The following is a 12,589-nucleotide window of genomic DNA, read 5'->3' on the forward strand; positions in this document are numbered from 1 at the left end:
GCGCGTCCGATCGGCTCCGGTTCCTGGGTCGCTCGGCCAGCCGGCCTGGCTGGCCGCGAACGCTCAGTGTTATTAGACGTTAAGAATAGGTTTTCAGGCGCATTCGTTCAATAGCCAGGATGTTCGACCGAAAGCGCGCGAGATGCTGAACGGCAGCGGAATGGATCGCACAGGCGCACATCAGTCGTTACGCCGCTGCCAGACCATCATGTAATTGACGCCCTTCCAGCGCGTGTAGCCGAAGACACGATTGAAGGGATTCACGCGCACGCCGGTCTCGTGCACCAGACGGTAGCCCTCGCCCAGTCCATGCGCGACCTCAGCAGGCTGCACCAGCTTGTGATAGTGATGGGTGCCGCGCGGCAGCCAGCGCAGAATACGCTCAGCGCCCAGGATGGCCATGACCCAGGCGGCCGGTGTGCGGTTGATGCTGGCCACGACCATGACCCCGCCCGGACGCGCCAGACGCGCACAGTCGGCGAGAAAGTCGGGCAGATGCTCGACATGCTCGACCACTTCCATGTTGAGCACGACGTCGAACTGAGTCCCCGCCTCGGCCAGTTGCTCGACACTCTCCAAGCGGTAGTCGATCTCCAGTTCGCTCCACTGGGCATGCATCCGGGCCACCTGGAGATTCTTCTCGGTGATGTCGATGCCGGTCACCTGGGCGCCGAGTTGCGCCATTGACTCACTCAGGATGCCGCCGCCACAGCCGATGTCGAGTATCCGCAGCCCCTCGAACGGGCGCTCGGCGCTCGGATCGCGGTCCAGGGTGGCGCACAGGTGCCGGCGGATGTAGTCGACCCGGAAGGCATTGAGCCGATGCAGTGGCCAGAACGGACCCTCGGTGTCCCACCAGCGATGGGCGAGTCGCTCGAAATAGGCGACCTCTTCGGGATCGATGCTCGGCGCGGAGAGATGGACAGCGGACATGGTGGATTTCCTCGATCGAGACGCGGAAATCATAGGTGGTGGCGCACAGCGCCAACGCAAGGATGAGGCTTCGGGCTCAGTACATGTTGCGTCCCGCCGAGCTTGGTTATGCCCGGCTCTTAATGAATGTGACCTCGAACGCCTTGCAGGATCGGTATTGCTGAAGACGGTTAGCAATCGTGAACGCGTCATTCATGTCGTAATGCTGGAAAATATCGAGGCCGCGATCCAGGGAAATCTTCCATCCGTGGTCGGTGACGATGTGGCGCGCATGGATCGTTCCGGACCGATCGAACTCCCAGGTAAAGTCAACCCCGACGGCCCCGGCAGAGTCCTTGATTTTCTCAAAGTGATCATTCTGCTGCGGCCCTTTGAATTCATCTTCCGTTGTAATGAGGCGTAATGCGACTTCTTCTTCTGGGGCTTTGTTTTTTACGATGGTTTCCAAGAGTTCCATAAAGTTGCGAACCTGATAGAACAGACGGATGTAAGGATCGGTAACGGTAATCCTCTTCGCGCCCCTCAGATACGGCCCCAGAAGAGCATCGAAAGATATCCCTTTCTGATTTTCCTGAAACGTCAAGTGCTGTTCCTTTAGAACGGGCTCTGGCGGGACTGGCCCGCTAGAAGCCGCCGTCCCCGCTTCTTCGGACGCGCCGACGTATTCAGGCTCTTCTTCCTCGCCGCCCCCGACAGTCTTGTGGTAGTAATTGGAGTATTCCCGCTCTTCGAGTGTGGTGACCGGTTTTGCTTTCCCGGAAGCATCTAAGTACGAAAACTGGACGCTGCCATAGGTCGTATCGATCCGCATCAGTTGGTCCTTCACGCGCTTACGTCCCTCAATGGAAAACTTCAGCAGCTCCTCGATCTCTTCCTTTGTCGCCCCGTCTTGGGGGTAAAGAATCTTCATCAAGCCTGAAAAGGTCTTGTTGATGGCATCTCTATCACGCGTGGAGATATCCGACGACAGCGAGAAATGCTCTTTATAGCGGTCGGAATAATCGTGATTGCGTAGCGAGCGCAGGATTTCCGCGAGATAGTCAACCACGAAGCCGTAGGCGTCGGAGAACATCTCTCCGCGAATGATGTCGATTTCCCAGCCAGGGATGTAGAAGTGGATACGGTCAAGAAAGGCGGAATCGTAGAACTTGTCCGGCAGCTCGTCGAACAAGTCCGAATGCTTGAGCATGTAGGGCACGGTATGCTGCGTGTTGCCGACGAAAACCATCGACGCTTCCGCGCCGAGGGTTTCGACACCTCGGGAGAACGACTTGTTCGCCATATAGTTCTTCATGATGTCCACAAGCGCCTTGTCCACGCGCTTCTTCTTCCCGGCGAATTCGTCGAAGGCTACGACATCCCAGTATCCGACTAACCCAATCTTTCCGCTTGCATTGTTGACGAAGAGCTTTGGAACCGTCACCTCCCCGCCAGATATCAAGATTCCGTGAGGCGAAAATTCAGAGTAGATGTGCGACTTGCCTGTTCCCTTGGGGCCAAGCTCGATGAGATTGTAATTACGTTCGCAGAACGGAATGAGGCGCACCAGTTGAGTCAGCTTGCTTCGCTTTCCGAATAGCTCCGGATTAAAACCCACGCTTTGGACCAGAAGGTCGATCCATTCATCGATCGTGAACTGCTTGCGGGCTTCGAGATAAGCATCGAAATCGAAATGAGAGAGCTGAATCGGTTTTAGCGTTGAGAGAATCCAAGGGCTCGCGCTCTTGTCCTCGGCGAACTCATACTCGATGTCAGCGATGCACCAGACCCCGCTGACCAGCAGCTTCGGGTGGGCCTTCACCGTCCCGGAATCCACCAGCACTTTCTTGATACCGAGACTGGAGAATTCTGCTTCATAGTTGTCGGTCTTCTCGTTCAGGGCGACGCTGATCTTATCGATCACCTTGTACCGGCCCTTCTCCCTGATGTTCGAGCGGACCAGTCCCGCTTCATTCCGGTGCACATAGTGCTTGCGCAGGATCTCCTTGACCGTCTCGATACCGGTTTGAATCGACGCCTCGTCGCTGGTCGCGCAGTATTGCCCCAGCAAATACTCAAGAACGTATGACGGAACGATCGCGTTCCCCTTGACCGTTTTCACAAGATCCTTGCGGACGACCAGTCCCGGAAAGTGCGTGTTGATCTTCTGGTCAAGCGCGTTCATGGTCATCGGTCCTAAAAGTCGAAGTCACTGGTAAATGAGCGCCGCATCTGATACCTCAGCGACTTGTACTCCTTGTAATGCGACGTTCCGGCGAGCTTCTCATCCAGCTTGAAGATGACCTCCTGGCCGTTCGACTCGTCGGCCTTGCGGATAAGAACGAAGCGTACCTGCAACTCCCTTTCCCTCGGGTTCTCAGAGGTCAGATCGAACGTCAGGTCGTGGCTGTCAGAAATCAGCTCACCCGCCTGGCTGTAGAGACCGGCGCGCAACATCCTGGACTGCACCTTGTCGGTGACCGGTTGCGCCTGATAGAGCGCCACCGCAAGCTGCCCGGACGTGATGACTGAGTTTGCACCGCGTAGGATGTCCACTTCGACGGTGGAGATGTCGCTCTGCCGCTTCTTGTTGACCCGCAGGACCGGGATCACGATCTCCTGCAACGAAGCGCCTCCATGCACAAAGCGGCTTCCCGATCCCTTCAGGCGCAGCCGGTTGATCGACTTGGGAATCTGCACCTCGATATCGCCGCACAGGCCAAGGTCGGAGGGTTCAAACGTGCGCAGGCTCGGGTTCGCGTCCATCCCTTTGCCGAGAACAAAGCGCCGGTCGCGGTACAGCACGAGATCGCCAGTGGCATCCACCTCGGCGAAATCGCTCTCTTCCAGGGCGCGGTTCTGATAGAGGAAGCCGTGATCGGCGGTCATCAGGATGTTACTTGCGTTCGCTGACGTGAGCTTTTTGACGATGCGCACAAGGTCTTCCAGCGTTTGCTCTGCCGCCTCGAATGCCTGCCCCTCCGAGTGCATCTTGTCGCCGGTGTGATCGATCCGGTTGTGGTAGATGTACAGCACATCGTTGGCCTTGAGCAGCTCGCGGCTCTCCTCCTTGTTCATGGTCATCAGGTCTTCGCTGGTCACGGCCTGGCCGCGCCCCTCGGTCGCGGCCTTCAGAATCTTGGTGCGGTTCGCCGTCCCTTGCGAACTCTGGCCGTCCACCAGAACAATCCCGGTTTCATTGTCCGCGATCATCAGCTCCCTGTTGGGGAGCAGCGCTGCCATGCCCATCTGGGTGTAGCTGGGAAGCATCGCCAGCGCCGGTTCAAGCTCCGCGCTGTAGCGGTCCTCCTTCCGAATAAGGCCAAGTAGCTCATCGCCAATCTCAAACCGCATGGCGTCCGAAATGATGACGCAGACCTTGTTGTCCTTGCGCAGGAACGGCCGGACGCAGCGCTCGAAGAAGTTCCGTTGCAGCAAGATGGGCGGCGCGTCCCACTTGACTGCTTCGTCTGCAAAGCGCTGCCAGCGATCATTGATCTTCAGCAGGTAGTTATTGGTGTAGAGGTTCTCGATCTGATCCGTCAGCGCACCCATCAGGGACGCCTGGCCTGATAGGCGCACATGGTAAGTGAACTTGCGGTAAAGCTGGTCCAACTGATACCAGAACCGGCTGTAACGCTGCACCCCGTCCGCGAGGCCCTCCATGTCGAGCTTCGCCTCGCCCAGCGCGTTCATGAACTGCGCGGCGAAATCCACCGCCTCGTACAGGTGCCGGAACTCCTGATACCAGTGGCTCTGCCGGCGTTGGCGGACCCAGAGCGCGACATCGCCGCTGGACACCGTGCGCGCGGCCACGGCCTTGACCAGATCGCTGATGATCTTCTGGTCGATCAGCCTAAAGTAATCCAGCTCGATCAGCTCCCGGAAATCCCGCTTGTCCAAATCCTGTTCGATGCTCAGCGCATCCCCGCACTCGGCGGAGAGCTGCTTGAAACAGCTCTCGAACTGGCGGCTGTCCTTCCAGCGCTTCAGGAACACCAGGGCATCGCCCGTCAGCCGGACCTTGCCGTCCGTGCCCATCGCATAACAGGACTTGAACAGCTCGATGACGAAATCGCGAATACTCGCCTCTTGCGACTCGTAGCCAAAGAATCGGGCCATCTGTTGCCACAGAAACGCATCCAGTCCGCAGCGGGCAATCAGCCGGATTTTTTCTTCGCGCTCGTCGGCCAGCTCCTGCAACAGGTTCTCCACCACCGTATCCATCCGCGGCTCGCTGCCCGCGCACACCGCCAGCATCTTCAGACGGATCAGACCGGCGGTATCGTCGGGCTTCAGAAGCTTCCTGAGCGCCTCCTTGCGCTTGATCGCCTGAAAGAACTCCGCGTGAGACTGCACCACGTCGGCGAACTCAAATCCCAGGTCAAGCTCTGAAAGCCACAGCGCCGCCTGGTCGGCACGAAACTCGCCTTCGGCCAACTGCACGTCGAGCAGCCAGTTCTCAAGATCGTCCGGTTGCGGCCCCTCTCGGTACAGCAAAAACTTCTGCTCCGGTTCTTCCCGCAGGATGCGGTACTTCAGGCCGTACTCGTTGTTCTTGACTTCGAGTTTCTCGATGCCCGGCAGCCTCAGCGCCTCGAAGTCACCGCGCAGCTCCTCCTTGGTGTCGTACCAGAAGACGATGCGGTGTCGCTCGAAGAGCTTGGTCAGTGCCTGGGCGACGCGATTGTCCAATACTAGCCTCCAAAGTCGATTCTCCAGATACCGGCGGCGATGTTGGCCAGTTGTTTTTGCCTGGATTCAATTTTTTGTTCATCCCAGCGATCATAGTGCTCAGCAATGGCCTTCGTGATGTGGAAAACACTGTCTTGGTAGATCAGTCGTTTTGCAGCGTAATCGCGATTACCCAGATCGCGATTCCGGTTCGTCTCCAGCGGTGTCATGTTGCCGAGCCGATAGATCAAGCGATCCTGTTTTGCCTCTTCGAGATGCGACCAAGCTTCGGATGGCGACTCAGGCAGGATGTGCTCAAGATTGTACGTGGCGCTTTCAAAATCAAAATCTTGCCCAGATCGCTGACGCTCGATCTCGAAGAAGATATAGCGAACGACTTTCTTGTTCCGGCTGTTCGTCGTCCGCAGTTCCTTCTCGGTGAATGCGGATTTGAACTGGGCGTCGTCGGGATAGATCTCTCGCAGTGAGGCGATCACCTCATGGACATGAGTGAGGGTTCCGTTGGACACCTTCCAGGCGATGTCGTTATAGAGGCGCTCCTGCTCATGGGTTTGGAGATTGCAGATCACGTTGTAACGGAACGACACGACCGCGATGGCGGTCAGAATGCGCGTGAATGCACTCCGCTCAACTTCATGGAACCTGGCATGACACGCCATGAGCATTGCCAGCGGCTGGCGGACATTGAACATCGAGAGCTGTGCAAGGGCCTGCTTCTCTTCGCGGTTCCAGGAGGCGTCTTGTGGGTCACGTAAAGCGGCATAGACGGATGCCGATTGATCGAGATCGCGCAGAAGCTGAAACGCGGCCTCCCGACTCGTAATCCGCTTGCGGATCGTCTTGAACAGATCGGACTTGCGCACCAGCTTGTGACGGCTGTTCCAAAAGACCCGCAGAAACTCCGGAAAGCTCTCGCTGCCGAGCAACCCGACGATGCGTTCCCAACGCTCCTCAAGAGATTTGAGTTCGGTTTCATGGGTGTCCGGCGTACTGACGACCGAAAACAGGTAATTCTTGAGCAGATCGGTCGCCGACAGCCGGACCCCACGGGCATTGAGCGTTTCAAAGACCTTGAAGGCATTGAGTTCGTCGGTGACGGTGATCACCGTGAAGAAGAGTTGATCGACCAACTGATCGAGAAAGGCGGCCAGCTCTCGGCCACTCGTGGCGGTCATGCCCACATAGGCTTTGATCCGCTCCTTGAACCAATGAAACGCCTTGCGCAATTGATGCTCGGAGGCATTCAGCCCGCGCTGCGGCAGTTTTTCGAGCGGAACCAGATAGGTCTGATAGAAGCGGTTGTTATGGCGATTCAGTTCCAGTTTGGAACGGGGCACGAGGCTGACCGGATCGAGATAGCCGATATAGCTGTTTTGGAGCTGCTCCTTGCGCTTGGCATTGTTCTCCGGGTCGAGCTTGGCGGCCACCAGATCCTGAAGAGACCCCAGCGCCGCCAGGATCATGATGCTGAGCGTAGTCAGGCGCTGCTGTCCATCGATGATGTCGAACTCCTTGCTGTTCGAGGATTGCAGCACCAGATATCCCATGTAGTGTGAGGACTCTCCGTCCTCCTCGAACAGGGCCAGAATGTCCTGCCACAGATCGTCCCATTCGTCCTCGCCCCACGAATAATCGCGCTGAAAGGGCGGCACGCGATAACTCAATCCGTTGCCCAACAACTGGCGGAAGGTGGAATTCGTGGTGTTGAAGTTCAGCGTGGCCATCAAGTGTCAACGCCTAGACCATCTTTGCCGATTTCGGTGATGCGGTATTTCTGCAGGCGGCTGCTGGGCTTGTCGGGGATGGTGCGTTCGATCACACCAGACGCGAGCAAAGGATTCAAATAATTGGCCTGAAATGTTTTCCAGTGCTTCAACCCGAGCATCTCCATGATTTCCCTGGCGGAACGTGGCTCCTGGCAAAAGGCTCCGATGCGTGAGGCGACCTCTGCGGTGACTTGTGCGGTGACTTGTGCGGTTAGGTCTGAACGGGGCCGCGAATCCGTCTCTCCGTCGTTTGCGTCTTGTCTTCTTTTCCGCGACTGTCCCGGCGCAAGCGGCTGGATGTCTTGTAGCGGTACTGTAAACCGAACGCGGCCAGCCAGTTCCTCGATGGTCGGTTCTGGCAGGTTCTCGGCCTTGACCTGACGATAGATGCCTGGAATACCGCTGCCCCATTGTTCCACCAGATCCAGTTCGCGGAAAACGCGGGCGATGACCGGATTGCGGATCTGGGACACGCCGAGTTTCATGTCCTCGACGGTCAAGCCCGGCAGGAGCAGTCCGGGGCTTTCCACCTCGATACGGTTGTCGAAGAAGGCGATGCGAATGGGGGTACCGCGATGCGAGTAATCGGCATGCACCAAGGCGTTGATCACCACCTCGCGCAGGATATTGACGGGAATGCTCCAAATATCCTTGCGGCGGATTTCGGAAAAATCGGCGCCGCGCATGGCGTGTTTCTTGAGAAACAGCATGATCTCATCCACTGCCTTGGGTAGTGGATCATGGATATCGAGATGGTCGAAGATATCGGCCTTGTCGTTGCCGATGAAGCGTCCGCACTGAATCCAGGCATCGTCGAAATGCTGTCGTCGATCCAACCCGTACAGCAGCATCCCGCCATGACTTGGTACCAGGCGGTTTTGATCCTTCACCAGCACTCGCAGGCTTTGCAGCATCCGCTCATCAACGGCTTTCCGTCCTGAAAAATCCTTTTGGATCGCTTTGAGGTCGAGCGCCTCCAGGCTCAAATCCGGCATGGGCAGGGCATCGAAACTGACACCTGCCACGCCTCGCTGCAATTCGACGATGAGGGGCGCATCGGCCTGGCGATTGCTTGACCCCAGGCGCACATAGACGCCACGCTCCCGCCCCTCGGCCTTGAGGTAGTGCGGTCGCGTTCCGCTCAGAAACACCTCCACCACCAACAGCGTTTTACCCTCCACCGTCGTCAGTTCGATATTCGGCACCAGGCGCGGGGCAATGGAATCGGCAATCAGGCTGCCTAGCCGCTCTTCCTCGTCCAATGGATCCTCGATGCCGAGCACTCGCCGATCATCCGACACTCCGAGAATCAAGCGTCCACCCGCCGAGTTCGCAAAGGCCACCAGCGTCTTCAGAAAGGGGCGCGGCGATGATAGGTCACGCTTGAATTCCAGGGTCTTGCTTTCTGGATCCTGAATGAGCTGGGCGATGGGGCGGGTCATGGCATGTAAGCCCGAAAATCCTTCAGGTGCTCATCATCCTCCACCAGTACCTTCAGTTTGCCCACGGCACTGCCCGGCGTCCGCGTCCGTCGTTTGGCCGGCTGCAAGTCCCGCTCGGACGCTGATTTCAATGCGTACCTGGCCTCGATGAAATAAACGAAATCGAGAACTTCGCGCGCTAATTCGTCTGGTAGTGTCTGAACTTCTTCGTAGATCTGTTCGGCGATGGGCATGGATGCAATCTCCGCGTTGGCTGCTCTTTCGTGGGTTGCGCGACTCGTCAATCGTCTTTCGCCTCAAGCCCAGGGATCTTCTTCAGCGCCTGTCCGAACTTCGGATAGTTGACCTTCACCCCGTCGTCGAGGTCGATCTCGATCTGCTCGGTGGCCAGCGGGTAGAGCACCTCGCGCTCCCAGGTGTCCAGCTCGTCGATGGTCTTCTTCAGGGTTTCGATTTCCTTCAGGGCCTTGGTCTTTTCGCCCTGGGACGCGCTAGCGCTGATGCTCACCGCTTCCAGGTGGTTCTTGCGGGAGGTCAGCTTGGCGCGGAACTCGCGCAGGTACTCGTTCATCACGACGCTGACGGTGTCCGGGCGGTAGCGATGCATGTAGATGAGCGCGTTGAAGCTGCCCTTGGGGCTGGAGAACAACCAGTAGATGGGCCGCTTCTTGTAGCGTTTGACATGATCCGTGTAGAAGTCGCGCAGGAAATATTTGCGGATGTCCTTGCCCAGCGCCTGCTCGATGAATTTGAGGTTTGCCTCGTAATGCTCGTCGCCGAAGGTCACGCGCAGGAATTGGCGGAAGCGTTCGGTGATATCGTCCGTGAACCAATCGCCGTCGAGGATGGGGATGACGTTGTTGTCATCCGCCGGGAAGCTCGGCCCCGGAACCCGCTTCAGGTAGTCCTCGATAGTCTCGCCCTGGTTGGCGAGGATCAGGCCCGGCTTGTCCAGCGCGTAGCGACCGAACATGCAGCCGACGGCATAGGAGACCAGCTCGCGTAGGGTGTCGGCCAGCAGCAGCGCATCCAGATCGTCTTCGCTCTTGTCGCCACTGTAGCGGTAGTGCGGGTTGCAGGTCAGGGTGATTTCGTGCAGCGGCACCTCGGGTGTCAGCTCATCTTGTAGGCCGTAGGCATCGATGAAGATGCGGTTGTTCTCTTCCTCCAGCCGCTGCATCTCCAGCGTCATCTCCCGCCATTGAGCGCGGAGCTTCTGGTAGGTAGATTTCAGGGTTGGCTGGCGGTAGTCGGGATTCAGTAGCGGCAGACCGGTGAAGTCTCTTGAATTCTCATATCCATCCCAATCCGTTTTTCCGTTAGACAATATATCTACCACACCTTCCCTGGTCAGATCTTTGAGTCGTTGGATCTTCAAGAGCGGTATTGCTCCAATATCTTCGAGCTGAAAATTTATAGTGGGGCTCAAGAACTGCAAAAAGTGAGATGATATCTTAGAATTTAATAAGCCAAGTAAGAAACGAGCATCATCCTCAGTTTTTTGGAGGACAGCGGTTTCTTGATACATCTCATTAGTGGATAAGAAACGAAAACTTGCTACGACGGAGCCAATTTTTCCCCAAGTAACACCTGGTAAATCCCAGAACTCTTGTCGAATTATCCTACCTGCAGGGGTTTTTCTATAGAAAATGCGTGCCTGCTCGGACCAATCAATGGCATGAATGATATTTCCAAACCACTTTCTAAAATCCCCGCCCATTGCACAAGGCAGCCATTTTTTGTCAAAAGCTCCTATGCTTTCATGACTAACTTCCCAAAAAAAACGGATGAACCTTGCATTGTCAGTGGTTACATTTTTTCCTTCAGAATTTGAAATACTTAAAACAAGTGATTCCTTATTATCGAATGCCCTTACAACATTCTTGCTCAGCCAATACGCAATAGGATTTCCTGGTAATTTTAAAAAGTCGGCAGAATCTGTGTGATAAAACCAGCCACAGCTTGGTTTTTTTGTTGCCTCAAGAATTGCAGCTTTTTTTTCAGCCTCTGAATTACCATGCAGCAATCTTAAATAACTGCCTTTCTGATTAGAATGGCTGCCCTTTTCTATAATAAATGCTGTGGTTGAAACTACATCGCCGCTAATACTGTCGAATGCACGCGATCCGAGATGAGCCATAGATAGAATCGTGTGTTCTCGAAGAATTTGTGTCCGGAGAGTTTCAAGGGATGATAGAAACATCCAGCTTTGCATAGTTATCATCGCGACCTCCCCTTGTTTGTTAGCGAGGTCGATATTACGCTCGATAAACATCGCGAAAAGATCAGATTTACTTGCCTTGTAATGATCTTGTGCGAAAATCTTTAATCTCCCATTCATTCCGCCGCTCCCCATATACGGCGGATTGGCAATCACCACCTGGTATTTGGGGTTCAGGTAATTGGCCTGCCGCAGGGCTTGCAGCACCTTTTGATGGGTCATGCTGAGAAACAGATGCCCGGAGACATTCTTTGACTCCAGAATCCTGAGCATGCCATCCACGTCGGTGACATCGGGACGGATCAGGGATCCGAAGTTGTAGGCATCTTCAAACTGACGCAGGGTGGTTTGCAGTGGCGCAGTGAACAGATCGCGCCCGACAAAATCCATGTAGTCTTTTAGCTCGGCTTCATCGAACCGGACATTCTCCAGCACGCAGATATTCGGCTTGATCCCCTTGTTGAAAAACCGGCGCTGCTTGGCGCGGGCCTTCATGGTCAAGGCAAAGGCCGCCAACTCCCCGGCGCGTTCGTCGATCTCGATGCCGTAGAGGTTGTGGGTGAGGATCTTCTCCGGAATCTCGGCGGGCTCGTAGCCTTCCTCCTCGTAGATGGCGTAGAGCAGATCAAAGGCATAGGTGAGCATGTGGCCGGAGCCGCAGGCCGGATCGCAGATTTTGATCTCTTCCGGTTTACCGATGTGCAGGAAGTCCGTTTCGGCGGCTTGATCCCCCTCGGCGGGCTTGATGTAGTAGTCCATCTGCTCGACCAGCTTCGAGCCGGGACGGTTGAGCAGCCACAAGCGGCCTAGGGAGTTTTCCACCAGGTAGCGGACGATCCAGTGCGGGGTAAAAAGCTGGGTCGCGGCGGGGATGTTTTCGGGCGTGATCTTCTTGTTCTTTTTCAGGCCGTCGAAGACCTCGTCCTTCTTCTCCGAGATGTAGAACTGGTAGAGCCAGCCGATCACCTCGACATCCTCGCTGGCATCCGGCGTCATCGCTTCGCGGGTGTAGGCCAGGATGGAGTTGCCCGAGAGCAGATCGTCGGGCATCAGCAGTTCGGTGTAGTCATCGATACGCTGGAACAAAAAGGGCATGGCCTTGTTCCAGAAATTGCAGGCGGCCACCACCAGCAGTCGGTATGCCTCACCCTGCGGGTCGCGGCTGGGTGCTTTGCCGTCGAGCAGGGCAAAAATCTGCTGCCGCGCCTTCTCCGGCACCATCGCTTCGTCGATATGCCCCATCTTGGCCTCGGCCAGCATCTCGGGCTGGAATTGCCCCTCGGCGGGCGAGATCACCCCGATGCGGTTATAGCGGTTCACATCCATGAAGCGCAGCGCGCAGAAGCGATTGAACCAGGTATAGGCCACCCGCTCGATGACCTGTTCCTTGCCGTGGCGCTTGATCGCCTCTTCGAGCGTCTTGACGGCCTCGACGCGCTCACGCCGCGCGGCACTCTCCTCGGCCAGCACCAGACTCAGCTTGGCCGAGACCTGTTCGATCAGACTGCGGCGCGCGTATTGGGCGAATTTTTTGAGTTTGGCGGTTTCCATCG

The 12,589-nt window shown here is 56.4% G+C and carries 7 protein-coding genes; all 7 read right to left on the reverse strand.

The genetic code is table 11. The features are described 5' to 3' along the window. Positions 1-180 precede the first annotated feature (180 nt). A complete protein-coding gene (gene ubiG, locus GJ668_RS12020; protein WP_155450394.1) occupies positions 181-933 on the reverse strand; it encodes a bifunctional 2-polyprenyl-6-hydroxyphenol methylase/3-demethylubiquinol 3-O-methyltransferase UbiG in 753 nt (250 codons plus the stop codon). Positions 934-1,039: 106 nt separating this feature from the next. Then, complete coding sequence (brxL, locus tag GJ668_RS12025) at positions 1,040-3,097, reverse strand: BREX system Lon protease-like protein BrxL (RefSeq protein WP_155450395.1); 2,058 nt, start codon at positions 3,095-3,097, stop codon at positions 1,040-1,042. 11 nt (positions 3,098-3,108) lie between these two features. Then, entirely contained in the window at positions 3,109-5,607 is a 2,499-nt protein-coding gene (gene pglZ / locus GJ668_RS12030) for a BREX-1 system phosphatase PglZ type A (RefSeq protein WP_155450396.1), read from the reverse strand. 2 nt (positions 5,608-5,609) lie between these two features. Next, positions 5,610-7,331 (reverse strand): DUF262 domain-containing protein, encoded by a 1,722-nt coding sequence (locus GJ668_RS12035; protein WP_155450397.1) that lies wholly within the window; start codon positions 7,329-7,331, stop codon positions 5,610-5,612. Next, positions 7,331-8,815 carry an AlbA family DNA-binding domain-containing protein gene (locus GJ668_RS12040; protein ID WP_155450398.1) on the reverse strand — a complete coding sequence of 495 codons (1,485 nt, stop codon included), beginning with the start codon at positions 8,813-8,815 and terminating at the stop codon, positions 7,331-7,333. The genes GJ668_RS12035 and GJ668_RS12040 overlap by 1 nt, the downstream gene beginning before the upstream one ends. Next, complete coding sequence (locus GJ668_RS12045; RefSeq protein ID WP_155450399.1) at positions 8,812-9,048, reverse strand: DUF2281 domain-containing protein; 237 nt, start codon at positions 9,046-9,048, stop codon at positions 8,812-8,814. The genes GJ668_RS12040 and GJ668_RS12045 overlap by 4 nt, the downstream gene beginning before the upstream one ends. Before the next feature lie 47 nt (positions 9,049-9,095). After that, on the reverse strand, positions 9,096-12,587 hold the full coding sequence (gene pglX / locus GJ668_RS12050; protein WP_155450400.1) for a BREX-1 system adenine-specific DNA-methyltransferase PglX: 3,492 nt from the start codon (positions 12,585-12,587) through the stop codon (positions 9,096-9,098). Positions 12,588-12,589 lie beyond the last annotated feature (2 nt).

This window comes from Allochromatium palmeri (assembly GCF_009720725.1).
Lineage (GTDB): Bacteria > Pseudomonadota > Gammaproteobacteria > Chromatiales > Chromatiaceae > Thermochromatium > Thermochromatium palmeri.